Genomic DNA, 26,164 nt, shown 5'->3' on the forward strand with positions numbered 1-26,164 from the left:
CCGGTGCGCCGTTCAGGTTACGCAGCAATTTCTGGCAGGTTCCAGATAACCTGCCTAACTTGCCATAGCCAGTCCTTGAACGCAATAGATAGAAAAAAGTATATATTTTTTATTCACAGGAAGCGTGTTCCTTCCCCAAAACTCAGGATTCAGTCAGCTAACGTGCGCAAAATCATCCACATAGACATGGACGCTTTTTATGCGTCAGTGGAGCAGCGGGACAACCCGGCGCTGCGCGGAAAACCGGTGGCCGTGGGCGGCACCAAGGCCCGGGGCGTGGTGGCGGCGGCCAGTTATGAAGCACGGCAATTTGGAGTGTATTCGGCCATGCCCAGCTCCACGGCGTTGCGCAAATGCCCTACTCTGATCATGGTGCCTACGCGGTTTGAGGTATACCAGCAGGTGTCTCGGCAGATTCGTGAGATTTTCCTTCGGTACACAGACTTGGTGGAGCCGCTATCTCTGGATGAAGCCTACCTGGACGTGACGGAGAACAAGCAGAACCTGAAATCTGCCATGTTCATAGCGCAGCGCATTAAGCACGAAATTTACCAGGAAACCAGGTTGACGGCTTCGGCGGGCGTGTCGTTCAACAAGTTTTTGGCAAAGGTAGCCTCGGGCCAGAACAAGCCCGACGGCCTCACGGTGGTCTTGCCGCAAGACGCCGAAGCCTTTGTAGAAGCCCTGCCCATTGAGAAATTCTACGGCATTGGCGACGTGACTGCCGCCAAGATGAAACAACTGGGCATCCATTTCGGGGCCGATTTAAAAGAAAGAACCGAAGTGGATTTGCGTCGCCATTTTGGGAAGAGCGGTTCTTACTTTTTCCAGATTGCCCGCGCCCAGGATGAGAGGCCCGTGGAGCCCAACCGCATTAGAAAAAGCATTGGATCAGAGCGTACCTTCCAAAACGACCTGGAAACCGAAGAGGAAATGCTGCCGGAGCTTTGCAAACTGGCGGGCGAAGTGGCCTATGACTTGCACCGCCTGGAAGCCGCCGGCAAAACCGTCACGCTCAAGCTCAAATACCATGATTTCACCTTGAATACGCGCAGCAAGACATTTTTCTCTACCATTCGGGAAGAAGACATGCTCCTGGAGATTGCCGCCGAACTGCTGCACACACCCCACTTCCCGGCCAAACCCATCCGGCTCCTGGGCATCACGGTGTCTACCTTAACCTACGGCAACCACCAAAGCGGGCAGTTGTCTTTTCCGTTTTAATAAAGCGTTAGCAGAGAGTTAAAGAGTTGTCAGAAATTCGACACCCACCTTCTGTCATCCTGAAAGGATTTCGTTGGCAAGCGGCAATGGCAGGCTTTTTTTGCTTTTCTAGTTCGCACCCGAGATTTTTCCAAGATGGCAGAAGAGAAGGTTGGAAGAAAAAACATCCTGTTTTGGGGCTCATTTCTGAAAATGAGCCCCAAAACAGGATGTTTAAACAAGCTGAAAATCGATTAGAAAATCTCGTGAAGTTCGCGTTTTAAAAATTGCAGGGCGGGGGCTGTTGGGTCTACCTGCTGGTGCATGACGTGTTCCAGCACGCGTTTGGCCAGCTCGGTGCCTTTGGTTTTGTCTTCCAGGGCCTGGTAGCTTTGGTTGATGAGCGTGACCACTTCTTCCTTGGCTTTTTTCACCTGCTGCCAGGCCACCTCGCTCATGTACAGCTGCTGCGATAGATTATGCGTGTATTCCGCCCGAATCTCTTGTAACAATTGCGCCTGAAACTCCAGGGCTGTCACGCCGCTGGGGCTCACCCTGATCATCAAATTGCTGGGGGTAATACGCTCCAGAAACAGAATGATGCGTTCATAGGCCTGCAACCTGATGGGCAGAATGATTTCGCTGTTTTTTAACCGTATGTCCAGCAGGCGTTTGCGGTAGTCGCGGTCCAGGTATTTTTGCACCAGCAGGTACATGCCGCCAGCCACTAACAGGGCAGGCACGGCGCTGAGCAACACTAATAAAATGATGGACGAGGTGTCAGTGGTCATGTGATTTTTGATTGAAGCGGGCAAACGGCGGCCCATTGCCTCCGTAAATATCCGTAAAAAAATTGATGTGCTCGCCGCTGAATCATTTAGGTCCGTTTCTGGTTTCTAATAGTATAGCGCGGCAGCGTAGAAACGGTCTAATTTTTAGTAAATTGCAGCGCAAACCAAACGTACTATGGAAAGCACAAAAATAAAAATAGCTCCTATTACCCTCACTGAGCGTGCCCTGCACGAAGTGAAAGTGATTATGCAAGATAAAAGCGTACCCACTGAGTACGGCTTACGCATTGGCGTGCAAGGCGGCGGTTGCTCCGGCATGTCTTACCTGCTGGGCTTTGACAAGGCCAAGGACGCCGATGAAATCTATGAACTGGACGGCGTGCAGTTGATTATGGACAAAAAACACGGCATGTACGTGATGGGCATGGAAGTGGACTTCCAGGATGGCCTGAACGCCCGCGGCTTTGTGTTCAACAACCCCACCGCCAAAAGCACCTGCGGCTGCGGAACCTCGTTCTCCGCGTAACCAACTACATTTTTAAAAGAAAAGGCCTGCATCTCTGCAGGCCTTTTTTGTTAAGGAAGATTTCTGTTTGTATTAAATACTATTTCTATTAATCCCGTACTTTATACCAATTTTGAGCCATCTTCTCAACTTTTTTTGAGATACCTTCATCTTTCATATCTCTTTCATAAGCTTCAATATCTGCCTCTCTCTCTGTATAAATGTAAGCAGAGTAATGGTCTAAGAAACCTCTATCGATATAAAATTTAGCTTCAACTTTCCCTGAAGGCGTCTTAGATATAAAGACTTCATTACCTCCGTTTGAAATTGGTGGTAATGAATTATACTTGATTCTACCATCAGTTGCCTTAAGTTCTCCTACTTTAAATTTCTCAATTATTGATAATCGTTCATGATATCTATACTTCCAGTCTAATTTTTCTAATATACCTACAGAGTAAAATGTATTGAACAAAAGAACCAGAAGTGAAATAGTGAGCAGGTAAAAAGAGTAACTTTTTTTTGCTTTAGCCCTTTTAATAAGCCCAATTAATAACTTAACTGTTAAAGGCAATGCTATAATTAGGAAGAAGAAAAAAATGAAGAATGTTACAAAACCATATGTGTAATAGTATGAAAATGGAACATAAATAGTCCAAAGACTGCATACTATAATAGTAAGTATTTTATCCTTCTTTTTTTCTGTCATCCTTACACTTTTGACTTCCTTTCCAAAAACAAGCCCGAAAACGAAAATTCTCAGACAATCAGCAATTACCAATCAACAATTTCATCAGCCTTTATAGAACAGCCATTTAGACAGTTCGCGGTAAGTGATTTTCTTGCCGTACATGAGAATGCCCACGCGGTAAATGCGCGCTGCCACCCAGATAGTGCCCACAAACCCGAGGATTAACAGGAACATAGAAAGGGCCAGTTCCCAGTCGGGCACGCCAAACGGCAGGCGCAGCATCATGACAATGGGAGACGTCAACGGAATCATGGACATCCAGAAGGCCACGGTGCCGTTGGGGTCTTTCATGATAATAGTCTGCGCCACAATAAAGGAAAGAATAAGCGGAATGGTGATAGGCATCATGAACTGCTGGCTATCGGTTTCACTGTCAACGGCGGCGCCCACGGCCCCGAACATAGCACCGTACAGCAGATAGCCCCCCAGGAAATAAAACAGGAAACCGCCCACGAGCAGCGGCACGTTCAGGTTGTCCAGGCCATTCATGACCTGGTTGATCTGTTGGGCCTGGCTGATGTCGCGCTCGTTGTCCATCTGTTCCACGGTTTGGCCAATCTGCGCGCCAGAGAATCGGTCCAGCTCAAACGTGGAGGAAACACCCGCGTAAATAGCCGATGACAGCACAATCCAGAGCAAAAACTGCGTGAGTCCCACCGCCGCAATGCCCATGATTTTGCCCGCCATGAGCTGGAATGGCTTCACCGAGGAGACCATGATTTCCAGAATTCGGCTGGTCTTTTCTTCTATCACGCCACGCATGATCTGGGCCCCGTAGATGAAGATGAACAGGTAAATCATGAACGCGCCCAGAAAACCGGCAATGGAAGTCACGCCCACGTTGCTGCTTTTCTCACCTTCGGCACTCAGGTTCACGGTGTCAATGGCCACCTTCACCTTTATTTTATCTAACACGGCCTGGTCAATGCCAGATTTCGCGAATTTAATGGCCTCTACTTCCTGCTTCACATGCTTCTGCAAAGAGGAAATCAAGGTCATGCTCACGCTTTTCTGTGAGTACAGCTGTATGCCTTTGGGCTGGTTTAAGTCAATCTGCGGAATGTAGAGCAAGGCGGCGTCTTCTGAGGCCAGGTATTTTTCCTTGGCGGCTTCCAGCGGTCCTTTCACGGGCACAAACTTGAAGTCAGCATTAGACACCAGCTTGTCGCCGAACAAAGTGCTTTCATCCAGTACCTGAATCACCTTGGCGTCATCAGACATCATGAACAGGGCAGCCGGCAAAATCATGATCATGGCCATGAGCAGCGGCCCCAGAATGGTCATGACAATAAAACTTTTCTTGCGAACGCGCACCAGGTATTCGCGCTGAAACACTAACCAAATCTTATCCATTGGTGGGCTGGGTTACGGTCTTTACAAAAATATCATGAATGCTGGGCACTTTCTCCTGCAACAACTGCACCTCTACCCGCTCAATCAGGTACCGAAGCAAGTCATTTGGGCCGGCGTTGTTCTCTAACTGCACTTCGGCCGTAAATTCGGGCCCATTCTGGTGTTGTTCCAGCACCTTGAAATCAGGCGAAGTTATGAGAAGTTGCCCCGTACCCGCCACGTGAAACGTTTTGGTCCTGAACCTGTTCTGCACGTCGCGCACGCTTCCTTCCAGTACTTTCTGGCTTCGGTTGATGAGCACAATGTCATCGCAGAGCTGTTCCACAGACTCCATGCGGTGCGTAGAGAAAATGATGGTGCAGCCCTGCTCGCGCAGTTTCAGGATTTCGTCTTTGATGATGTTGGCGTTCACGGGGTCAAACCCCGAGAAAGGTTCGTCCAGAATCAGCAACTTGGGTTCATGCAACACGCTGGCAATAAACTGCACCTTCTGCTGCATGCCTTTTGACAGGTCTTCCACGTTTTTGGTGAGCCAGGTGGTGAGGTCCAAGCGTTCGGCCCAGGCCTTTATTTTCTGGATGGCGTCTGGCTTAGTAAGGCCGCGCAAACGCGCCAAATACACCAATTGCTCGCCCACTTTCATTTTCTTGTAGAGTCCGCGCTCCTCGGGCAAATACCCAATCTGCTGAATGTGGTGCGGCTGCAGAGGTTGGCCCTCAAACAACACCTGGCCTTCATCTGGACCGGTAATCTGGGCGATAATTCTGATAAGCGAGGTCTTTCCTGCGCCGTTGGGCCCCAGCAACCCGAAGATGCTGCCCTGCGGCACATCAAAGGAAACCTGGTTCAACGCCTGGTGCGCCTCATAGCGTTTGCTCACGCCTTGTATTTGTAGAATGGGTTGCAAGAGATTCTGGCTTGGTTTGAAACAGTTAAAGCTACGCCAAAGTCACAGGCTATGCAACTCAATACAGATTTCCGTTTTGGGGCTTATTTTTGGAAATGAAGCCGAAAACGGAATTACAGTACTTCATTAGTTGTAGCATGAATCATCTTTCTTTGGAGGAGTAAGAAATGATAAAGGCAACTCTGCCGCAAGTTTAGCGCAGCGTAACTTGTGGTGAAAAACTTGGTCAGTTTACAAACTGACGTGAGTTGATAAACTCACAACGTGTACAGCTACAAGTTACGCTGCGCTAAACTTGCGGCAGACTAACTACTTAGAAAGGTTAGACCTTCAGCAAAAGTCATCATCCCCCTACCCCCTTCAAAGGGGGACGAAATGTGCAGGTATTCCCATAATAATTAGTCACGGAAGTAACTTCCGCGCCATAGAAGAAAATATGCATCAAGAATTCTGAAGACTAAACCCTGTTTTCGGCTTCATTTCTGGAAATGAGGCCTAAAACAGAAACGCCCGTCTTCTAGAAGAAAACGGGCGCTACTAAAATAATTCTGACTCAGGACTCTGAACTCAAGGCTCAGAACTCACCTATTGAAAGTACTCCTTCATTTTCTCGAAGAAGCCTTTTTCATTTTTGCCGGGGTTTGGGGTGAAGTTCTGGCTGTCTCTGAGTTTTTCCAGGATTTGGCGTTCCTCAGAATTCACGGCCTTAGGCGTCCAGACGTTGATGTGGATCAGTTGGTCGCCGCGGCCATAACCGTTGATGTCTGGAATTCCTTTTCCGCGCAAGCGAAGAATTTTGCCAGATTGTGTACCGGGGTCTACTTTGATTTTCACTTTGCCTTCAATGGTAGGTACTTCCACACTGGCGCCTAAAGTAGCATCTACAAAGCTCACGTACTGCTCAAACATGATGTTGTTGCCGTCGCGCCGCAAGGTTGCGTGGTGCTCTTCCTCAATCTGAATCAATAAATCACCCGGTATGCCGCCGCGCTCGGGCACGTTGCCTTTGCCGCTCATGGAAAGCTGCATGCCATCGGCCACACCCGCAGGTACATTAATGGAAATAACTTCCTCGCGCAACTGACGACCTTCACCGTGGCAGGCGTCACATTTCTGGGTCACCATTTTGCCTTCGCCGTGGCAGGTAGGGCAAGTGCTGCTGGAAACCATTTGGCCCAGCATGGTATTCACCACGCGTTTTACCTGGCCCTGGCCCTGGCAGGTGCCGCAGGTTTGCAACGCAGAACCGTTTTTAGAACCGTTTCCGTCGCAGACCTGGCAAGATTCATAGCGCTTTACTTTTATCTTTTTCTCAACGCCTTTGGCTACTTCCTCCAGGTTGAGTTTGAGTTTGATGCGTAGGTTGCTGCCTTTCCGCATGCGTTTGCCGCCACGCTGACCGCCCCCAAAGAAGCTCTCAAAGCCGCCTCCGCCGCCACCGCCGAAGATGTCGCCGAACTGGGAGAAAATGTCTTCCATGTTCATGCCACCACCGCCGAAGCCGCCGCCGCCGTTCACGCCCTGGTGCCCAAACTGGTCATAGCGCTGACGTTTCTGCTCGTCGCTAAGAACTTCATAAGCCTCTGCGGCTTCCTTGAACTTGTCCTCAGCAGTAGGGTCATCGGGGTTTTTATCTGGGTGAAACTTGATGGCGATTTTGCGGTACGCCTTCTTGATTTCATCCGGTTGTGCCCCTTTGGCCACGCCCAGCACTTCATAATAATCTCTCTTGGTTGCCATGGCTTCTTATGCTCCAATCACCACTTTGGCAAAGCGAACCACTTTGTCATTGAGGTAATATCCTTTCTCTACTTGGTCAATCACTTTGCCTTTCATCTCTTCATTTGGCGCCGGAATCTGCGTGATGGCCTCATGCACATCAGCATCAAACGGCTGGCCCACGGCGTCCATGGCTTTCAAACCTTTCTGCTGCAACAGGCTCTGGAATTTATTGAAAATCAGCTCCACTCCTTCGCGCACGGCGTTCACATCTTGCGCATCTTTCATGGCGGCTTGGGCGCGCTCCAGATCATCCAATACCGGAATCAAGGCCACCATCAATTCTTGGTTGGCGGTTTTAAACAGCTCCAGGCGCTCTTTTGACGTGCGGCGTCTGAAATTGTCAAACTCGGCGTGCAGTCTTAGGTATTTATCGCGCAGCTCGTCGGCCTCAGCGGTACCGCCTTCTGGGGAAGTTTCCTCAGATTCTGGGTTCTGCTGCTCGGTTTGTTCCTCAGAAGCCGTTGGCTCAGTGGCCTGGTTGGTTTCTGATTGGGTATTGTTTAGTTCTTCCTCCGGATTTTGTTCAGCTCTTGTACTCATATAGGGTTGTATCTTTTCAGATGAATCTACTCAAAGGTTAGGTGGCAGGCTAACGGCAACAATTCTGCCAAAGGCGTATTTATGTCATTCTGGCATTTTTACCTTAAAAGCCGATAAAAGGATGGAGTTAAAACTGACAGTCCTGCGCCAGTTAATGGCCTAATCTCAAAATTCAAAAAAGCCGTTTTCGGGCTCGTTTCCAGAAATGAGCCCGAAAACGGAAATTATTTTACGCTTGGTTCAACGCTTTCCAGATCATGTCTTTGAGTTGCATGATGTTCTTGTTGATCATGCTGGAGATGAAAATGGTGGGTAGGTCTTTGGGTAAGGTTTCGCGCATCTCGGCTTCCAGTTCATCGTCAATCAAATCTGTCTTGGTGATGGCCAGCAGACGTTCTTTGTGGAGCAGCTCTGGGTTGTAAGTTCTCAACTCATTCACCAGAATCTCGTATTCGGCGGCTATGTCTGGGCTCTCCACCGAAATCATGAACAGCAGGATAGAATTTCGCTCAATGTGCTTCAAGAACCTGATCCCCAGGCCTTTTCCTTCAGAGGCACCTTCAATGATTCCCGGAATATCGGCCATCACGAAGGATTTGTAATCGCGGTAGGCTACTACTCCTAGATTAGGCACCAAGGTGGTGAACGCGTAATTGGCAATCTTCGGCGTAGCCGCCGACACTACCGACAGCAGCGTGGATTTACCGGCATTTGGGAATCCAACCAAGCCCACATCGGCGAGCAGTTTCAGTTCCAGAATGGTCCATTCCTCGCGGCCTTCTTCCCCGGGTTGGGCGTACTGCGGCGTTTGGTTGGTAGGCGATTTAAAGTGAGCGTTGCCTAAACCGCCCCTTCCGCCGGGCGTGATGATGGCCGTTTGGCCGTGCTCCGTGATTTCAGCTTTAATTTCACCGGTCTCTACGTCACGAGCCACGGTGCCAATGGGGACTTCCAGGATGATGTCTTTGCCATAGGGACCGCTGGAGTGGCTGGGGCCGCCATTTCCGCCGTTTTCAGCAATTACGTGCTTTTGGTACTGCAAGTGCAGCAAGGTCCAGAGTTGGGAGTTGCCTTTCAGGATGATGTGCCCGCCGCGGCCGCCGTCACCACCGTCTGGCCCGCCGTGCGCGGTTTTCTTGTCGCGGTGCAAGTGGCTGGAACCGGCCCCGCCGTGCCCTGAGCGACAGCAAATCTTAACGTAATCTATGAAGTTTGAACCTGACATTTTAATTGGGAATTAGGAAGTAGGAGTTAGGAATTTCCGCTGGGAAAAAAGCTTTAAAAGTGCTTTTCCGGTTAAAAATTGCTTTAGAGGCAATCAAGCGCAACCATCATCCTAACTGGTTATATAATGTAAAAACCATCTGACAAGAATCTTATCAGATGGTTTTCAGGAAGTACTGTATGGTTTGGGCTAGGCCAGCTGGCAAGCGCCAATGATTTCGCAGTTTTTAGCGAAGATATCTTCAATTTCGCCAATGCCGTCCACGGCGTAGAATTTACTTTGTTTGGCGTAGTAGTCGGCTACGGCGGCAGTCTTGGTGTTGTATTCCTGCACCCGCTTCTGAATCAGCACCTCATTGGCGTCATCTGGGCGCCCGGAGGTCTGACCGCGCAGCAAAAGACGTTTCACCAGTTCCTCTTCGGGCACCTGCAAGGCAATCATGCAACTAATGCCCTGGTCATATTTCTGAAGGAGTTGGTCCAAGGCCTCAGCCTGCGGCACGGTGCGCGGGAAACCGTCAAAAATAAACCCGGCGGCGCTGCGGTTGTCCGCAATCTTGGTTTCAATCATGCCAATCACCACTTCGTCTGGCACCAACAGGCCTTCATCCATGAGCTTCTTGGCTTTGAGGCCCAGTTCTGTGCCCTGGGTGATTTCAGAGCGCAGCAGGTCTCCGGTAGACAGGTGAATCAGTCCGTATTTTTCAATGAGTTTCTGGCTCTGCGTGCCTTTACCAGCCCCGGGAGGGCCGAAGAGTACGATGTTCAGCATGAATATTGAAATTGTGAGAAGACAAAAGTACTAATAATTTCTTGAAAATGACAGGGGTTGCGCCAGCAACCGGCGGTTTTGCAAGTCCCGTTTTTGGCTCCGTTTCCGGAAATGAGCCCCAAAACAGAACCAACAGAAAAGCTACATTACTTTATAGATGTCTCTAAGGTTACGGCCCAGGCCGTTGTAGTCAAGGCCGTAGCCCACCACAAAGTCATTGCCAATGGACATGGCAGCGTATTTCACCGCCAGGTTGTGCTGCAGGCATTCAGGCTTAATCAACAGCGTAGCGATTTCAATTGAGGCCGAACTTACAGTAGACAGGCCACCCATCCGCAGTATCCATAATTACCTTGAGGCGGTGTTGGTTCCCCCTATCAATGGAAGGAATTAAAGCCTTCACCCCTCATTACAAGTCAGTGAATCCCTGTTTTAAGGTCGGATAAACTTTTGATTTTAATCACCTAACACAGCCACGCTCTTGTTGAACCTAACTCAAAAACCAGACACACTCTTTTTTGAATAATAGCAACAGTAGACTTATACAAACCATTTCTTTAGGCATATAAAATAATGCAAGTGACTTGTTTTTGAATATATAATTACAAACCAATCAATTCCTTTATATAAAGTAAATATAGATTGATCAAGCTATATTTATTTTATATAAAGGAATTGATTGGTTTTAAGAACTCAAATAACTATCACCACTAAGCCAAGAAGACTCTTAATACTTATATAACTTAATCAAGAGCTAAAATACATCTTTACAGCAGGATATAATTTTTTCTCTAATATATATGCAGTTAAAAATGTTAAAAATAATAAGACAACAAATCGAATATAATAAGTAAAATACGACCCCGAAAAAAAATCAATTTTATTCATAAAAGCCAAAATTGGGTAGTGGATAATATAAACTCCATAAGAAACAGAACCAAGCCATACACTCTTCTTTATCATATATTTAGAGAAAGTCGCTATAAAACCATTTTTTATAAAAAACAGAATTATACTCACAGCATAAAAACCCGTGAACACAAAGAATTTTTCTAAAAAAATGGCATCAAAAATAAAATAAGCTAAAATCAATTTTAGCATTGGGAGAAACAACAAAACAGAATAAAAGTAATTTCTATATTTAAACTGCTTACCAGAGAATACCATCACAAAAAACACGCAATACGGAAGGTAAGAAAAATCATTAAACTTAATTGCTCTTTCTGCCCATGGGAAGGCAGTATCAAAGACAAATTCACGTTCAAAAAGAAAGAGAATTGACCTTCTAAAAATTGAATGAATAAAGTTCAAACTCTCTAATGAAAGCAAGAGAAACAAACTACTTAACATTAGGCTATAATTCATTTTAGTTTTACCAATAGAATCTTGAAAATGCTTTGCTATTGATAATCCTACTGTCCAAAAACTAAATCCATACATAATAGATGTAAATAAGGCTGAGCTGGAAGGAAAAAGCAAATAATTACTAAACCCTAAGACAAATGAAACTATTGCCACCTTTACTGGATTTATATTAAAATAAGAAACAGGAATAAACAAGAGGTAAAACACTATCTCATAATGAAGGGACCAAATAGGGTCAAGGCCTTCCATAATGGGGGAGACAGCAACTTGCAAAAACATAAGATTAAAGAGTACAGTTGATGCTTTATAATTTATTGGCATTACTACTGCTACTCCTAATATTACAATGGCGTAAATTGGGAAAAGCCTAATCAGCCTCTTTTTCATATATGGATATATATCCCTTTTATCCATTTTGGATTTATTGGTCAGTCCGATGACATAGCCTGACAAGACAAAAAAAATCAATACACTTGTATGTGCAGGTGCTGCATATCTAAAGTGAAAGGAGGGAGAATAATTTGGATCTAGAAATTTACCAGTGTTAATAACATGGCCCAAAACAACTAGAAGTGCAGCAAATCCTCTTAAAGCTTCTATATTATAATCAAACCATTTTGTTTTTTGCATCTATACTCAGAAAGTTAGGGGAAATGAATAGAACAATCAGTGTATGTATTTTTTAATGTTAAATCTACCGGTTTACGAATTATGGAGTTATTCCAACTATCATTATTCTGATTCATTAAACTGATCCACTTCACTAATACACTCTAACTATTATAATTCAAGTTTCTAAACTAAAAGCTACATTACTTTATAGATGTCTCTAAGGTTACGGCCCAGGCCGTTGTAGTCCAGGCCGTAGCCTACCACAAAGTCATTGCCAATGGACATGGCCGGGTATTTCACCGCCAGGTTGTGTTGCAGGCATTCGGGCTTGATCAACAGCGTGGCAATTTCTACCGAGGCCGGGGACTCTTTTTTAAGCTGCGGCAACAGGCCTGCCATGGTATGGCCGGTGTCCACAATATCTTCCAGAATGACCACGTGGCGGTCTTTGATGTCCTCACTGAGGCCCATGATTTCTTTCACCTGCCCGGTGCTCTGCATGTCTGTGTAAGATTTCAGGCGGATAAACGAAATCTCGCAGGGCGTGCTCATCTCCTTCATGAGGTCAGCCGCAAACATAAACGACCCGTTCAGCACCGCCAGAAAAATGGGTTTCTTGCCCCGGTAGTCATGGCTCAGGCGCGCCGCCACAATCTCCACGTTGTGAAGAATCTTGCGCTCCGGCAAATAAATACTGAACTGTTTGTCATGAATGGTAACCGGTGGATGATGCATCTGGCTAGGGGTTGGGTGCATCAAAATTGGGGAAAACTCGTGGAATTAAAAAAGGCAATCGCCCTTTTCAGAAGAAAAGAACGATTGCCTTTGCTCTTGCAAGGGAATACTAGCAGTTGGCCCCTACCTTAAAATTTTGGTAATGGAAGGTGGTTTCTGGAGCAGTTTTCTCCAGTTTCTGATGCACGCCTTCCAGGTTCAGGTCTGTTTCTGGCGCCGGCAGTGTAGTTTCCTGCACGGCAATGTGCGGCGCAATCACCAGAGACACAATAGACATCAGCTTGATCAAAATGTTCATAGACGGTCCCGAGGTATCTTTGAACGGGTCGCCCACGGTATCACCGGTCACAGAGGCTTTGTGCGGCTCAGAGCCTTTGTACTCCATCACACCATTGATTAATACACCTTTCTCGAAGGACTTTTTGGCATTGTCCCAGGCGCCACCGGCGTTGGATTGGAAAATAGCCATCAGTACGCCAGCCACGGTCACCCCGGCCAGCACTCCGCCTAAAATTTCAGCGGAAGAAACTTCGTCAAACACATCTTTCAGACCGAAACCAATGATAATGGGCACTACCAAGGCAATAGCGCCTGGCAACATCATTTCTCTGATGGCGGCTTTGGTGGAAATAGCCACACATTTGTCATATTCGGGCTTGCCCGTGCCTTCCATAATGCCAGGAATCTCCCTGAACTGCCGGCGAACTTCTTGCACCATGGCCATGGCCGCCCGGCCTACTGCACTAATGGCCAAGGCCGAAAACACAAACGGAATCATACCGCCAATAAACAAGCCCGCTAACACCGGCGCTTTGTACAAGTCAATGGAAGTAATGCCTGAAATGCCCACAAAGGCCGCGAATAGAGCCAATGAAGTCAAAGCTGCAGACGCAATGGCAAAGCCTTTACCCGTTGCGGCGGTAGTGTTGCCCACGGCATCCAGAATATCGGTGCGCTCGCGAACTTCCTTGGGCAACTCGCTCATCTCGGCGATACCACCGGCGTTGTCAGCAATTGGTCCGAAGGCGTCAATGGCCAACTGCATGGCGGTGGTGGCCATCATACCGGCGGCGGCAATAGCCACGCCGTACAAACCAGCCACCGAATACGAGAACACAATACCGGCGGCCAGAATAATCACTGGCAAAGCAGTACTCATCATGCCCACACTCAAACCGGCAATTATGTTGGTAGCCGCCCCCGTAGACGACTGCTGCACAATAGACATCACCGGCTTCTTACCCATGGCGGTGTAATATTCAGTAATGATGGAGATAAGCGTACCTACCACCAGACCAATGATCACCGCCCAGAAAATTCCCATGGAAGTGAACTCGTAGCCGCGCAGGCTCAAGGTTTCGGGCATGAGCCAGTCAATCACAAAGTAAGACGCCACGGCGGTCAACGCCACCGAAGACCAGTTGCCCATGTTCAGGGCGGCCTGTACATCACCGCCTTCTTTCACGCGCACAAACAGGCAGCCAATCATGGAGAAAATGATGCCCATACCGGCAATCAGCATTGGCAAAATAATAGGAGACAAGCCCCCGAAGTTGTCAGTCACAGTAATTTCGCGGCCCAGCACCATGGTAGCCAGAATAGTAGCCACGTAAGACCCAAACAGGTCAGCGCCCATACCGGCCACGTCGCCTACGTTATCGCCTACGTTATCTGCAATAGTGGCGGGGTTTCTAGGGTCATCCTCTGGAATACCGGCCTCTACTTTTCCTACAAGGTCAGCGCCTACGTCGGCAGCTTTGGTGTAGATACCGCCGCCCACCCGGGCGAAGAGCGCAATACTTTCGGCACCTAAAGAGAAACCGGTTAGTACTTCCAGAGCAATCTCCATTTCCTCACTGCTGGCGCTGGCGCCGTGGCGCTGCACAAACCAATAGTAAAACGCAATGAACAAGGAGCCTAAGCCCAGCACGGCCAAACCAGCCACGCCCATGCCCATCACGGCCCCGCCGGTAAAAGACACTTCTAACGCTTTAGACAAACTGGTTTTGGCGGCCTGCGCGGTGCGCACATTGGCTTTGGTGGCAATGCGCATGCCAATGAAACCGGCCAAGGCCGACAAAACTGCCCCAATCAGGAAAGCGACTACAATAAGGGTGGAAGATTTCTCGCCGATGTAGCCAATGTAAAAGAGGAAGATGGAGGCGATGACGGCAAAGTAGGCCATCACTTTATATTCGGCCTTAAGGAAGGCCATGGCCCCTTCAGCAATGTAACGGGCAATGGTACTCATCTTTTCGTCGCCGGCGTCTTGTTTGGTCACCCACGCAGATTTTACGGCGGTGTACAACAAGGCCACCACACCGAAAGCAGGAATGGCGTAAAGAATTGTTTGCATAGCGTAAGGTTTTGTTTGGTAGTTAGGTTGGTTTTCGCCTGTCTGCCCCGGCTTCTCGCACCATTACAAAAATGCTTCTGCTCCGGCGTTGGTTGCCCTCTCCTTTTTTTGCTACACCTTGTGGCAGTTTTCCGTTTTCGGGCTCATTTCTGAAAATGAGCCCGAAAACGGGAAAAGAGAAAGCAACTTGCACCAGAACCAGAAAGCAGTTTCCTACGCGGTGAAATCAGCTTGCGCAGACCGGCCATTGGTTAGGTCTGTTGTGCAAGCTAGCGTTTCTCCCCTAAAAAACAAATATATCTTATACTCTATGCTCTGGGTTTTAGAGTTTCTGCATCAGGACCTTATACAAATCTACCATGGCCTGTATGTCTTTTTTGTGCACCAGTTCATTTGGCGAATGCACGTGGTCTTCCGGGGCGCCAATAAAGCACCAATCCCAGGGAATAGGACCGTAATGCAGCTCCTTGCCGTCTGATCCGCCGGCGCTCTCCACCTCTACCTGGTGCGGGATGTTGGCCTCCTGGGCAATTTTGATAATCTTCTGCACAAAGCTTCGGCGGGGAATCAAAGAATCGCGCAGGGAGATGGCCACGCCTTGGCCGGCCTGCACGCCTTCTGTGACCCACGTAATGTCTGAGATAAGCGCTTGCGTGACGCCGTACGTTTCATGAATGTATTTGGCCAGATAGCCCACCGAGCCGCCGCCGGTTTCTTCCCAGCATCCAAACGCGATGATCCCATTTTCAAGTGTCTCAGCCACTTGCAACGCATTCCAAACACCTAAACGGTTATCTAAATAGCAACTTTGCACAGTTTCTTCGGTTTCTCTATAGTCGCATTTGAAGACCAGCTCCGTGCCGCGCTCAATTTCCCGGTCAAAGTCATATGAGAGCGCGCCCGTCTCTTCATTTTCCACCACCGTGCATTCAATCTTGCCCTGGCTGTCCTCCCCTACCAACTTGTAACCAGCCTCCGCCACGGGTCCGCCTATTCTTATCAGTTGCTTTCCGTAGCGCACCATGAACCCTATGGAATCCATGTGCGCAAAAATGACGGTCCGCGGCTGCCCGAACACCAGCATCAGGCAATCCTGGAAACCTTTGCCGTGGACTAGTTGGGGTTTCACTTTCCAGGAAGCTTGGTTCTCCTGCACATAATGCAGCAAAAATTCCTTCATTAGGACTTCGTTGCCAGAAGGGGCATGTATTTGGCACAGCCTATGCAATAATTCCATGGTAAATCGTTTTCACCAAAGGTACGCAAGCGTCCGCATGCAATGATGTGCTTTTGAATAATCTGCTTATGAAAGCCTAAGAAGTTGCATGTTCTATAGATAAGTCTAAAAAAATGCGTCCCTTTGGTGATGTTTTCTAGCCGTTTTCGGGCTCATTTCCGGAAATGAGCCCGAAAACAAAAGGATAAAAAAACAGTAATGAAACCTAGCGGCCAGGGCGCATGTTCTGTGGGCGTCCTTATCTTTAAACCAGCCTAACGGCAGCATGTGGGGCTGTCCTTCCGCATACCTGATGAAAAAATTCCTTGCCCTGTTCTTCCTGCTCTTTGGCTTCGCTGCCGCGCAGGCCCAAGTTCCCGACACCACCAAACAGCTGGACCAGAAGTTCCTGGACTCCCTGCAGCGCACCATCAACCTGGACTCAGTGGATGTGCTGCCGCAGGCCCTGGACATCAAAGGCTGGCTACTGCTCAATGAGAGCATCATGAACGAGTTGGGTGGCGCCGTGGACAACATGTACAACTTCAAATTTGAGACCGCTGAGAAGCAGTTCAAATCTCTGCGCCGCCGCTACCCCAAACACCCCATGCCTTATTTTCTGCTGGGTTTGAGCAACTGGTGGAAGATGGTGCCCTCCAATATCAATGACTCCCGCTTTGACGCGCCCTTCCTGGCCTACATGGACACCACCATTACGCTGGCCGAGGATTTGTATGACAAGGACAAAAAGAACCTGGAGGCGGCATTTTTCCTTTCGGCGGCTAACGGCTTTGGGGCCCGTTTGCATTCAGAGCGCAAGAACTGGCGAAAAGCGGCCGTCATGGCTAACCGGTCCCTTGATTACCTGCAGAAAAGCCGAAAAGCCAACGGCCTCAGTGACGAATTCCTCTTCGGCGAAGCGCTGTTCAACTACTATGCAGTCTGGATCCACGAGAACTACAAAATGCTCCGGCCCATCCTCTACTTCTTCCCGAAAGGGAACAAGCAACTGGGACTTCGGCAACTGCAGCAAGTAGCCTTCAACGGCTTTTACACCGGCACCGAGGCGAAATTCTTCTTGATGAAAATCTATGCCAACGAGACCAACAACGGGCCCGCCGCCATGGCTTTGTCGCAGTACCTGGCTAGCACCTATCCAGACAACCCTTATTTCCAACGCTTCTATGCCCGCATGGCGTTTACACAAGGAAATTTAACATTAACGGAGCAGGCTTCTTTACAGATTCTGGAGAAAATAAAACAACGTGCTTTTGGGTATGAAGCCATCAGTGGGCGCTACGCCAGTTTTTACCTGGGGTATGTGAACCAGCACAAGAACAATGATCTGGCTAAAGCCAAAGCTTATTACCAACAATGTATTAGCTTTGCGGAGCAATCCGGCGAAAAAGAGTCTGGGTATTACATTTCTTCTTTTCTAAACTTAGCCCGGATCAGTGACAAGGAGAAAAATGTGAAGCAGGCCAAGCAGTATTATGAGAAAGTGGTGGACTTGGCTGAATCAAAGTCTGATGCGGAGAAAGAGGCAAAGGCGTATTTGAAGAAAAATAAACGAGTAAACCAATAATTTTTAATGCAGAAGAAAATACATTTTCAAAATCTTGACGGCATCAGAACAGTAGCGTTCTTTGCAGTTTTTCTTTGCCACTCAGGCTACACCGAATTCAATTCAATAAAGGAATCAAGTATTTATAAGCTTATAAAGTTTGACGTTTGGAATCTAGGCCATATTGGGGTAAACTTATTTTTTGTTTTATCTGGTTTTTTAATAACATATCTTTTATTAATTGAGGAAAATACTCATGCTAGAATAAATATTCCTAAATTTTACATGAGGAGAATATTAAGAATTTGGCCGCTATATTTCTTCTGTGTTTTCTTTGGATTCATTATATTTCCGCAATTGAAAACAATATTCAATCAAACACCAAACGAGACGGCAAATATTCTATACTTTATAACTTTTTTAAGTAATTTCAATACTATACAAAACGGAACACCAGACTCTTCCGTTTTAAGTGTTTTGTGGTCCGTATCAATAGAAGAACAATTTTATTTATTCTGGCCAATCTTAATAATTCTCTTTAAAAAATATCGACCATTTCTCTTTGTAATTTTAATATTATTTTCTTTAGTATTTAGATATTCAAACCTTGGTAATAATACAACTTTAGACCTTCATACATTTAGTGCTATCAATGATTTATCAATTGGAGGGCTCTTTGCTTGGCTATCTTACAATTCAAACAGTTTTATAAAATCAATAACTAACCTTAACAAACCAAAGATTATAATCTTTTACATTATCGGATTTCTAGTTATTGCCATGACACCTCATTTTGAAAATTTTGCTATTTTACAAACTTTCGAAAGATTAATTCTATCAATATTTTTCATTTTTATCATATTAGAGCAGAATTTTTCAGAAAATTCATTTTATAAATTTAGCAATTTTAAGACAATTACTAAATGGGGAAAATACACATACGGATTATATTGCCTTCACTTCATTGGAATACTAATTGCAACCAACACAACCAAATTGTTAAAAATTAACACCTCATTACCTTCAGTTCTAATTCTTGACACAATACTAGCACTATCAATAACAATGTGTATTAGTTGGATAAGCTACAACTATTTCGAGAAAAAATTCTTAAAGCTAAAAACCAAATTTGATACTCACGTTATAATCTCACATAATTCAATCCCAGACAAATAACAATCTATATACTAATTGAAATATCTAGAATCAAGCAGCTTACGAAAACAAGCATGAAGAATCAGTTTATTTTTCTCCAAGACTACCTTTTAACACCCTTTTACTTAGCTGCTTTAATATTTTTATTAAATATATATTTTAACAAAAAACACGGAAATAACAAACTTCTAAAAAAACATTTCACCCTCGCACTATATTTAAAAATTTTTGGATGCATATCAATTTCATTAATTTACCAATATTATTATAAAGGCGCGTATGATGGAACAGCATACTTTAAAGGGGCGAAAATGCTTACCGAATATTGGTTTAAATATCCTGAAGAATTTTATAGAACCATTATTGAAGATTTAAAAACTTTTAACTTAACTAATAGAGATGGTTTACATGGAAGAAATTATCACCTTTTTGCAGATGCCTCATTTGTTGTAAGTAAAGTTGCTGGAGTATTTAATATAATTTCATTCAACTCCTTTTTACCAAACGCATTGTTTTTTTGCACCATTGCCTTTATTGGCCTTTGGAATTTTTTTATATTCATTATACAAGAATTTAAAATCCCTCTAAAAGCAGCAGCTTTATCTACGCTTTATATACCTTCAGTTTTGGTGTGGGGATCTGGCATATTTAAAGATACAATCACTTTTACAGCTTTGTTATGGTTGTTCATGTGCGGATACTATGTATTTATTAAAAGAAGAAAAATTATTATCAATATTATTGCTATTATAATCTGTACAATTCTTATTTACAGTATTAAATCATATATTATCGCTGCGTTCATTCCATTCTTTATAATTTTTGTGGTAAATAGTAACAAAAACCAAATAAAAAACCCATTAATCCGCACTCTTAGCATCCCGCTAATGCTAATAATAGGTATTGGCAGCATGTCATTATTTCTAAAATATGCTGACGATCTGTTTGGAAGATATTCTGTTGATTCCGTGCTTGAAACTGCCTCGATGACAGCGTATTATATCAATGAGCAAAAAGCTGGCTCCACTTACACTCTGAATGTGGATTTTTCTTCACCCGCAGGTATTGTTGCTGCAATACCCTTAGCTATTAACATTACCCTTTTTCGCCCTTACCCTTGGGAGTACCTTAACCCATTTATCTTGTTTGCTTCAATTGAGAGCATGTTATTCCTTTATTTTACAATAAAGCTTTTGTTTAAAAAAGGATTAACAAAATCATTTGGAATTATTTGGAATAATCCTATCATTCATTTCTGCTTGTTGTTCAGCCTTACTTTTGCTTTTATGGTTGGTGTTTCGTCTGCCAACTTTGGTTCATTAGTAAGGTATAAAATACCAATTATGCCTTTCTATTTACTATTCTTAGCAGTTTTATATAAAGAAAAATACACTGTAGACAAACAAAAAAGAAAGAAAAGAAAGAGCACTGCCTTAAACCAAACGCCTTTTCATCAGTAATCTAATCCTATTCAAAATCTAAGCAGGATATTTTTTAAAAATTGCTATTCCGCTATTATTTAATCCAAGTTGCGATTTAGTGGCATTATAAAACTATGAAGCCACTCAGGCATGTTCAGGAAAAAGTAACCACACTTAATTCTTGACTTGCCATGAATGACTTCACGATAGCAATTTACTGTTTTGTTGATGATTATTTGCAAATAGCGGGCACGAAAACGGCGGCCAAACGCAAGCTGAGCGACGCGGAGGTCATCACCAAGGCGCTAGTGGCAGCGCGCTTCTTCGGAAGCAACATGACTACGGCCAGCAACTACATGCGGCAGCACCAGAAGTACCCATGCCGCACAAGAGCAAATCTACCGCGTGCTGCACCGCCTGAGCAAGGTCATAGCGGGCATCTCCCTAGCCTTGGACGACAGCCTCAAGGAACTCAACACCTCCAGTGAGTTCGTCATCGAGAGCTTTCCGGTGGCCGTGTCCCGCAACATCCGCATCAATCGGTGTAGGTTGCTGCAGGAAGAGGCCTACAGGGGCTACAACGCCTCCAAGAGGGAGTACTTCTACGGCTTCAAGGTGCAGCTCGTCGTAACCGCCGACGGGCTGCCGGTCGACTGCTTCATCGTGGCCGGCAGCGTGCACGACGGCATGGCCCTTCAGGCCATGCACCTGGACCTGCCGCCGGGCAGCAGCCTGTATGGCGACAGCGCCTACACCAACTACGAAATGGAGGACCTGATGGAGGAGTGCGAGCGGGTGAACCTGCTCACCCAGCGGAAAAGCAACAGCAAACGGAAAGACAGCCCGGCGATGGACTATATAAAAACCGCTATGAGTAAGAAGATAGAAACCACCTTCAGCGAAATCACGGCGGCCTTCCCGCGATCAATCCATGCCGTAACGCCCGAGGGATTCCTGCTCAAGCTAGTCCTCTTTATCTTTGCTTACACCATCAACAAATGTATTTAATCGCAACTTGGATTATTTATACTATGTAAATAGAAAAGCAAGAATTTGACCTTATATTTGCGGCAATATTTTACCTACTTTTTCAGTATATGAGTGGAGTTGTTCATTTTAAAGGATTAAATGGCATTAGAGCCTTTGCAGCAGTGGCAGTAGTAATTTCTCATACTTCTTTAGCTAGCGAAAGCTTTAATCTGGAGCCGCTTTTTGGCTATAATCCTGATGGTAGTGCAAAAGGTTACATGCTAGCCGGGTTTGGAGTTAGTATGTTTTTTGCGTTAAGCGGGTTTCTTATAACCTACCTCCTTCTTGTAGAAAAGAAAAAGAATTCAATAAATGTTCCTCACTTCTATTATCGGCGAATTCTAAGAATATGGCCTTTGTATTACCTTTACTTAGCAACTAGTTTAGCGGTAGCCACAATCTATAATATAGAATATCCTGCTTCATCTGTCCCTTTTTATGTTTTACTTGCTGCCAACGTTCCTTTTTTGTTTGAAGCATATGTACCCTTTGTGGCACATTACTGGTCTGTGGCAGTAGAAGAACAGTTTTACCTTTTTTGGCCATGGCTTGTAAAATTCACCCACAAATACTTTTTAACAAAAGTGATGGCAATAGCTGGACTTCTAATTGTATTGAAAGTGTTGTTTCACATACTTCCAGGTACTGAAATAATTTCCTCAGCTATTGGAATTACTAGGGTACACTGCATGATGATTGGGGCAGGTGGCGCTATTCTTTACTATCGTGGCAATCAATTATTTGAAAAAATTTCTACCCATTTACTTACCCAAGCCCTTTGTTGGATAGTAATGTTATTGATCATACTTAATAAATTTCATGTTGCCTCTATACTTGATAGTGAGATTGTGTCGGTTGTTACTACACTAATAATTATTAGTCAAATAACACGTAAAAACTACATAGTAAGTTTAGATAATCGCTTTTCTGATTTTCTAGGTAAGATTTCATATGGCTTATATATTATTCACCCTTTACTTATCTTCTTTTTAGGAAAGGCTATAGGAGGTTTAAATTTAGAGCCTATACTCAAGCTTCCTTTAGTCTATGGAAGTGTGTTAGGTTTAACTATACTACTTTCTTATGTTTCTTATACATATTTTGAAAAACCGTTTTTAAAAATAAAAAATAGGTTTGCCACTGTTAAAAGCTCAGGAACGGCTATCAGTAAGATTTGATTGTAAGTATCCCTAAAACCGAGACAGTTTAAAAGTAGACAAAAAGGGTTTAGTTTTAAACTGCAAAAGATGAGATAGAGCAGAATCAGTGAAAGCCAGATAGTAAAGTCTATCAAGGAAAATGAGTCTGGTCGGAAGACCGAGGATATTTGCCGGGAGCTGGAAATAAGCCGGGCCACGTTTTACATATGGAAAAGCCGGTATGGAGGTTTGGAAGCCTCAGATGTCAAGCGGCTGAAAGAGCTGGAAGAAGAAAATGCCCGGATGAAGAAGATGTTCGCTGATCTGAGCCTGGACCACTCCGTTCTAAATAAAGTAATAACAAAAAAAGGCTGGGGCCTTGGCAACAAAAGCAATTAGCCGAAGAATTGGTTTCGGACTATGCTTTACCGGTTACCAAGGCCTGCGGGCTCAGCAGCCTGGCCCGCTCCCAGTTTTATAACAAGAGCCGCAAGGATGACACGGAAATAATAAGCGCTCTACAGGCGTTGGACGACGAGCATCCGGTGTATGGCTTCCGCAAGCTTCAGGCCTGCCTGAAAAGGGACGGGAAGGCGTGGAACCACAAGCGGGTGTACCGGGCTTACAGGCTCTTAAAGCTGAATAAAAAGAAAAGGGGTAAGAGAAGGTGGCCGGCCCGGGTAAAACAGCCCCTGCAAGCGCAAGAAGTGCTGAACAACAGCTGTAGCATGGATTTCATGAGCGACAGCTTGGCCTCGGGCAACAAATTCAGGACGTTGAATATAATTGATGACTGCAACAGGGAAGCATTGGCGATAGAGATTACCACTTCCATCACGGCCAAAAGAGTCGTGCGCCCCTTGGAACAGCTCATTGACTGGAGTGGTAAGCCAGCTGCCATCCGGGTGGATAATGGCCCGGAGTTTACCAGTGCTGATTTCAATTCCTGGTGCAAGAAGGAGGAAATCACTATCCAATATACCCAGCCGGGAAAGCCCATGCAGAATGGGTATGTTGAACGGTTTAATGGCAGTTACCGCCGGGAAATACTCAATGCCTACTTGTTTTTCGACCTGGAGGAAGTGCGGCAGTTAACCGGGCAGTGGATAGGGGAATACAATACCAAAAGGCCGCACGAGGCGTTGGGCAACTTAACCCCAAGCCAATGGCCAGTGAAAAAGGGAAGTGGAAATATGGTAAACTTACCTCCGCACCTTGCCCCGCCGCCGTAAGTTTACCACATTCCCACTTCCTGATAGCATCGATAATGGAAGTAGAAAAGTCTGCTTTAGACTGACCGAAAAATGGGGTACTTACACTAATATTACAATAGAGGCATGTATTCTACCAACGCATTATACTTTTTAAATCACTTACCCGATTCTCACCTTTTCAGAAGACTGTCCATTATTTTTAAATACACGGGCGCATTTGCATTAATAGAGTAATATTGCTCAACTCTCTCAGCGGCTTTTGTGCCAATAGACTCCCTTAGTTGGCTATCATTTGCTAATGCTATAATGGCATCTAACCATTGCTGGTCATCCTTCACTAAATACCCAGAAACGCCGTGTTCTATTACTCTGAAATTTGCCCCAATTGCTGTTGCTATTGTAGGAATACCAAGTGCCATGTACTGTAAAGCTTTTAAGCCACTTTTACCCAGCACCCATTCTTCATCAGGTAAAGGGTACAAACCTATATCAATTTTAGATAAGTCAATAACCTCAGTACTCTCTTGCCAGGCTATTGATGTAACATCAACCCCTTCCATCTTAAACTCTTTATCCCCAATTACTAAGAGCCTGAAGTCTGTGGTTTCTTTCAATTTTATAAATACATCCTTCAACAAATAAACATATTTAGAAGTACTATGGCTACCGCTCCAACCTAAGGTAAGCTTATTATTAGAAATAGAGTAATTTTCCCTAGGCTTATAGATTTGGGTATTAATAGTTGAAGAAATGTCTGTTGTCTTATGGTTATATTGCCTAACAAAAGTATCAAGATGAGGAGTACATGTAATAACATGGTCAGCAACCTTCATTAAATAAATAGGCTTACTCCCAGATTTCAACCAATTGATGAGCGGATTACTTTTGCTCTTCGGTTTTAGAAAAATCAAATCATCAATATCATATATCAGTTTTTTAGAGAATTTTCTAAAAAGCCACTCAAACACGGGCGGACCTATTGGAGTAACCCATAAATGAACATATACTATGTCATATTGACCTAAACGAAATAAATCCCCTATCCTCCGCAGATAGGCTAACAGGGTAAAAATTATTTTCTTAAAGACATTTCCTGGTTTGTACACGATTGACCAAAATTGATCATCAATGAAGGAGCTGGTTGTAATTTCATAACCCGCATCTTCAAAGTAAGAATAATATTGTTCATATTTAAGCCTTTGACTAGGAGCCTTGGCAAATGGGTAAGGGGCAACAAAAAGTATTTTCACAGCAGTTTATTTATTCTTAAGTGATTGGTAAACGGCATCATAAGAGTCTATACCGCACAAATGGGAGAATCTCATAGAGTGCCCTCTAATATGATCATTCCCTAACGCTATTTTAGGAAGGATTTTCTCTAAGACAGCATCATACTCAACATCTGTAAATGCTTTTACAACAGCAGAATTGTTTTCTTCTAATTGAAGAATTGAATCTACGTCACCTACCTTGGTATTGCCTATTACAGGCACATTCATTGCCAGAAGTTCTGCCAACTTTGTAGGCGAGCATGCCTGTTTCGCAAAAGAAGGAATGATGAAGAAAAGGGACAAATCTGAAAGGGCAATTAAATAGGGTACTTCCTTCTTAGTACCTTTCTTAACTATGATTCTGTCAGAAGGAAGACCTTTTCTTTCAGATGATTGAAGTGCTAAATGATGATCATTGTTGGCTATAATTAGAAACTTAGCCTCTGGTTTCTTAATCAAGAGTCTTTTAAAGACATCCATCATTTCATCTGTCAGATAAGCTGGACCAAGGCTTCCTAAATAGTTCAAAATAAACTCACCTTTTTGAAGACCCAATGCTTCTCGCATTAACGCCAATTTTTCAGATTCTAACCTATCTCGATCATAAACATCAAAATCAGCGCAACAAGGAATGACGGCAATTGGGGCATCTATTTTCATACCCTTTTCCTGCCAACCGTTTAAAACTTGTTTCCCAGCCTCCGTTAAACTGATAATGTAATCAGCTTCTTCTAAAAAGTTTTTTTCCTTTCTTTTAAAATAATTATAAACAGATCTATGAATTACATTATTATCAACATCAAATTGCTTGACCTCTTTCCTAGCATCTGGCCAAAAATCACGCATGTCAAAAATAAACTTTGTACCTAGCTTTCGCTTAAAATGTAGGCCAATAAGTGATGCCATGTAGCTTCGGCAATGCAATACTTCAATTTTATTCTTATTAATGATAGCATGAGCTTTTAGTCTCATCTGAAAAATATCAAAAACAGAAGAAAATACAGGAGGGCTATAGTGGTATTTTACAAAATGCCATTCAACCCCGGATTCTACAAACTTTTCTTTGAATTGATCAATTATATCTTGGCGTTCAATCTTTTCAGCAGTAAGCAATGTAATTTGGTGCCCTTTAGCTGCCAAGCCCATTAAGTAAGGAGCAATCTGAGATTGGCCAATATGATCAGTTATTCCATCATAACTAATATACAATACATTCATAATGTTCATCTTAAATAGTCACTTACGCTAGAACAATGATC

At 44.7% G+C, this 26,164-nt stretch carries 24 protein-coding genes; 9 read left to right on the forward strand and 15 right to left on the reverse strand.

Annotation, left to right across the window (positions count from 1 at the left end):
* Nucleotides 1-162: 162 nt before the first annotated feature.
* A complete protein-coding gene (dinB, locus tag IMY23_RS08590) occupies nucleotides 163-1,224 on the forward strand; it encodes a DNA polymerase IV (protein ID WP_370589839.1) in 1,062 nt (353 codons plus the stop codon).
* 233 nt (nucleotides 1,225-1,457) lie between these two features.
* Here dinB and IMY23_RS08595 read toward each other — a convergent pair whose 3' ends face one another.
* Entirely contained in the window at nucleotides 1,458-1,994 is a 537-nt protein-coding gene (locus tag IMY23_RS08595; protein ID WP_192821687.1) for a hypothetical protein, read from the reverse strand.
* 175 nt (nucleotides 1,995-2,169) lie between these two features.
* Here IMY23_RS08595 and IMY23_RS08600 point away from each other — a divergent pair, with 175 nt between their 5' ends.
* Nucleotides 2,170-2,520, forward strand: coding sequence for an iron-sulfur cluster assembly accessory protein (locus IMY23_RS08600; RefSeq protein ID WP_192821688.1), 351 nt, complete (start codon nucleotides 2,170-2,172; stop codon nucleotides 2,518-2,520).
* Between the two features lie 88 nt (nucleotides 2,521-2,608).
* On the opposite strand, the gene IMY23_RS08605 is transcribed toward IMY23_RS08600, so the two are convergent.
* The 12 genes from IMY23_RS08605 to IMY23_RS08660 form a co-directional block, all read right to left on the reverse strand.
* On the reverse strand, nucleotides 2,609-3,208 hold the full coding sequence (locus IMY23_RS08605) for a hypothetical protein (protein WP_192821689.1): 600 nt from the start codon (nucleotides 3,206-3,208) through the stop codon (nucleotides 2,609-2,611).
* 84 nt (nucleotides 3,209-3,292) lie between these two features.
* Nucleotides 3,293-4,603, reverse strand: a complete 1,311-nt coding sequence (locus tag IMY23_RS08610; RefSeq protein ID WP_192821690.1) for an ABC transporter permease — start codon at nucleotides 4,601-4,603, stop codon at nucleotides 3,293-3,295.
* On the reverse strand, nucleotides 4,596-5,510 hold the full coding sequence (locus IMY23_RS08615; protein WP_192821691.1) for an ABC transporter ATP-binding protein: 915 nt from the start codon (nucleotides 5,508-5,510) through the stop codon (nucleotides 4,596-4,598). Before IMY23_RS08615 ends, IMY23_RS08610 begins: the two co-directional genes overlap by 8 nt.
* A gap of 585 nt (nucleotides 5,511-6,095) precedes the next feature.
* The gene (gene dnaJ, locus IMY23_RS08620) at nucleotides 6,096-7,250 is read right to left on the reverse strand and encodes a molecular chaperone DnaJ (protein ID WP_192821692.1); all 1,155 of its coding nucleotides are present in this window, start codon (nucleotides 7,248-7,250) and stop codon (nucleotides 6,096-6,098) included.
* A 6-nt stretch (nucleotides 7,251-7,256) separates the two neighbouring features.
* Nucleotides 7,257-7,832 (reverse strand): nucleotide exchange factor GrpE, encoded by a 576-nt coding sequence (locus tag IMY23_RS08625; protein ID WP_192821693.1) that lies wholly within the window; start codon nucleotides 7,830-7,832, stop codon nucleotides 7,257-7,259.
* Nucleotides 7,833-8,061: 229 nt separating this feature from the next.
* A complete protein-coding gene (obgE, locus tag IMY23_RS08630; protein ID WP_192821694.1) occupies nucleotides 8,062-9,057 on the reverse strand; it encodes a GTPase ObgE in 996 nt (331 codons plus the stop codon).
* Between the two features lie 189 nt (nucleotides 9,058-9,246).
* Nucleotides 9,247-9,828: an adenylate kinase gene (locus tag IMY23_RS08635; RefSeq protein WP_192821695.1), complete on the reverse strand. Its 582-nt coding sequence runs from the start codon at nucleotides 9,826-9,828 to the stop codon at nucleotides 9,247-9,249.
* Between the two features lie 141 nt (nucleotides 9,829-9,969).
* Nucleotides 9,970-10,110, reverse strand: coding sequence for a hypothetical protein (locus tag IMY23_RS08640; RefSeq protein WP_225986459.1), 141 nt, complete (start codon nucleotides 10,108-10,110; stop codon nucleotides 9,970-9,972).
* A 465-nt stretch (nucleotides 10,111-10,575) separates the two neighbouring features.
* Complete coding sequence (locus IMY23_RS08645; protein WP_192821696.1) at nucleotides 10,576-11,823, reverse strand: acyltransferase; 1,248 nt, start codon at nucleotides 11,821-11,823, stop codon at nucleotides 10,576-10,578.
* A 177-nt stretch (nucleotides 11,824-12,000) separates the two neighbouring features.
* A complete protein-coding gene (hpt, locus tag IMY23_RS08650; RefSeq protein WP_225986460.1) occupies nucleotides 12,001-12,561 on the reverse strand; it encodes a hypoxanthine phosphoribosyltransferase in 561 nt (186 codons plus the stop codon).
* 88 nt (nucleotides 12,562-12,649) lie between these two features.
* On the reverse strand, nucleotides 12,650-14,896 hold the full coding sequence (locus IMY23_RS08655; protein WP_192821697.1) for a sodium-translocating pyrophosphatase: 2,247 nt from the start codon (nucleotides 14,894-14,896) through the stop codon (nucleotides 12,650-12,652).
* Between the two features lie 322 nt (nucleotides 14,897-15,218).
* Nucleotides 15,219-16,133: a M20/M25/M40 family metallo-hydrolase gene (locus IMY23_RS08660; RefSeq protein ID WP_192821698.1), complete on the reverse strand. Its 915-nt coding sequence runs from the start codon at nucleotides 16,131-16,133 to the stop codon at nucleotides 15,219-15,221.
* Between the two features lie 292 nt (nucleotides 16,134-16,425).
* Between IMY23_RS08660 and IMY23_RS08665 the strand changes: the two genes are divergently transcribed.
* The 7 genes from IMY23_RS08665 to IMY23_RS08690 all read left to right on the forward strand — a co-directional run bounded on the left by IMY23_RS08665 (nucleotide 16,426) and on the right by IMY23_RS08690 (nucleotide 23,652).
* Nucleotides 16,426-17,697, forward strand: a complete 1,272-nt coding sequence (locus IMY23_RS08665; protein ID WP_192821699.1) for a lipopolysaccharide assembly protein LapB — start codon at nucleotides 16,426-16,428, stop codon at nucleotides 17,695-17,697.
* A 6-nt stretch (nucleotides 17,698-17,703) separates the two neighbouring features.
* Complete coding sequence (locus IMY23_RS08670) at nucleotides 17,704-18,852, forward strand: acyltransferase (RefSeq protein ID WP_192821700.1); 1,149 nt, start codon at nucleotides 17,704-17,706, stop codon at nucleotides 18,850-18,852.
* A gap of 53 nt (nucleotides 18,853-18,905) precedes the next feature.
* Entirely contained in the window at nucleotides 18,906-20,291 is a 1,386-nt protein-coding gene (locus IMY23_RS08675) for a hypothetical protein (protein WP_192821701.1), read from the forward strand.
* A gap of 366 nt (nucleotides 20,292-20,657) precedes the next feature.
* Nucleotides 20,658-21,260 (forward strand): IS982 family transposase, encoded by a 603-nt coding sequence (locus IMY23_RS08680; protein ID WP_192821702.1) that lies wholly within the window; start codon nucleotides 20,658-20,660, stop codon nucleotides 21,258-21,260.
* 89 nt (nucleotides 21,261-21,349) lie between these two features.
* Nucleotides 21,350-22,459 (forward strand): acyltransferase, encoded by a 1,110-nt coding sequence (locus IMY23_RS08685; protein WP_192821703.1) that lies wholly within the window; start codon nucleotides 21,350-21,352, stop codon nucleotides 22,457-22,459.
* Between the two features lie 84 nt (nucleotides 22,460-22,543).
* Entirely contained in the window at nucleotides 22,544-22,819 is a 276-nt protein-coding gene (locus tag IMY23_RS19970; RefSeq protein WP_370589906.1) for a transposase, read from the forward strand.
* Between the two features lie 8 nt (nucleotides 22,820-22,827).
* Entirely contained in the window at nucleotides 22,828-23,652 is an 825-nt protein-coding gene (locus IMY23_RS08690) for an IS3 family transposase (protein ID WP_225986461.1), read from the forward strand.
* Between the two features lie 152 nt (nucleotides 23,653-23,804).
* Here the strand turns inward: IMY23_RS08690 and IMY23_RS20305 are convergent, their stop codons facing one another.
* Together IMY23_RS20305 and IMY23_RS08700 are read right to left on the reverse strand one after the other, a co-directional pair.
* The gene (locus tag IMY23_RS20305) at nucleotides 23,805-24,884 is read right to left on the reverse strand and encodes a glycosyltransferase family 4 protein (RefSeq protein WP_192821704.1); all 1,080 of its coding nucleotides are present in this window, start codon (nucleotides 24,882-24,884) and stop codon (nucleotides 23,805-23,807) included.
* 6 nt (nucleotides 24,885-24,890) lie between these two features.
* Nucleotides 24,891-26,132, reverse strand: a complete 1,242-nt coding sequence (locus tag IMY23_RS08700; protein ID WP_192821705.1) for a glycosyltransferase — start codon at nucleotides 26,130-26,132, stop codon at nucleotides 24,891-24,893.
* Nucleotides 26,133-26,164 lie beyond the last annotated feature (32 nt).

The organism is Rufibacter sp. LB8, assembly GCF_014876185.1.
Classification (GTDB): domain Bacteria; phylum Bacteroidota; class Bacteroidia; order Cytophagales; family Hymenobacteraceae; genus Nibribacter.

Coding starts and splice junctions, on each gene's coding strand:
- IMY23_RS08625 (WP_192821693.1), bottom strand. CDS start 7,832: ATGAGTACAAGAGCTGAACAAAATCCGGAGGAAGAACTAAACAATACC.
- IMY23_RS08655 (WP_192821697.1), bottom strand. CDS start 14,896: ATGCAAACAATTCTTTACGCCATTCCTGCTTTCGGTGTGGTGGCCTTG.
- IMY23_RS08605 (WP_192821689.1), bottom strand. CDS start 3,208: ATGACAGAAAAAAAGAAGGATAAAATACTTACTATTATAGTATGCAGT.
- IMY23_RS08675 (WP_192821701.1), top strand. CDS start 18,906: ATGAAGAATCAGTTTATTTTTCTCCAAGACTACCTTTTAACACCCTTT.
- IMY23_RS08685 (WP_192821703.1), top strand. CDS start 21,350: ATGAGTGGAGTTGTTCATTTTAAAGGATTAAATGGCATTAGAGCCTTT.
- IMY23_RS08660 (WP_192821698.1), bottom strand. CDS start 16,133: ATGGAATTATTGCATAGGCTGTGCCAAATACATGCCCCTTCTGGCAAC.
- hpt (WP_225986460.1), bottom strand. CDS start 12,561: ATGCACCCAACCCCTAGCCAGATGCATCATCCACCGGTTACCATTCAT.
- IMY23_RS08595 (WP_192821687.1), bottom strand. CDS start 1,994: ATGACCACTGACACCTCGTCCATCATTTTATTAGTGTTGCTCAGCGCC.
- IMY23_RS08600 (WP_192821688.1), top strand. CDS start 2,170: ATGGAAAGCACAAAAATAAAAATAGCTCCTATTACCCTCACTGAGCGT.
- IMY23_RS08700 (WP_192821705.1), bottom strand. CDS start 26,132: ATGAACATTATGAATGTATTGTATATTAGTTATGATGGAATAACTGAT.
- IMY23_RS08645 (WP_192821696.1), bottom strand. CDS start 11,823: ATGCAAAAAACAAAATGGTTTGATTATAATATAGAAGCTTTAAGAGGA.
- IMY23_RS08670 (WP_192821700.1), top strand. CDS start 17,704: ATGCAGAAGAAAATACATTTTCAAAATCTTGACGGCATCAGAACAGTA.
- IMY23_RS08635 (WP_192821695.1), bottom strand. CDS start 9,828: ATGCTGAACATCGTACTCTTCGGCCCTCCCGGGGCTGGTAAAGGCACG.
- obgE (WP_192821694.1), bottom strand. CDS start 9,057: ATGTCAGGTTCAAACTTCATAGATTACGTTAAGATTTGCTGTCGCTCA.
- dnaJ (WP_192821692.1), bottom strand. CDS start 7,250: ATGGCAACCAAGAGAGATTATTATGAAGTGCTGGGCGTGGCCAAAGGG.
- IMY23_RS08610 (WP_192821690.1), bottom strand. CDS start 4,603: ATGGATAAGATTTGGTTAGTGTTTCAGCGCGAATACCTGGTGCGCGTT.
- IMY23_RS08665 (WP_192821699.1), top strand. CDS start 16,426: ATGAAAAAATTCCTTGCCCTGTTCTTCCTGCTCTTTGGCTTCGCTGCC.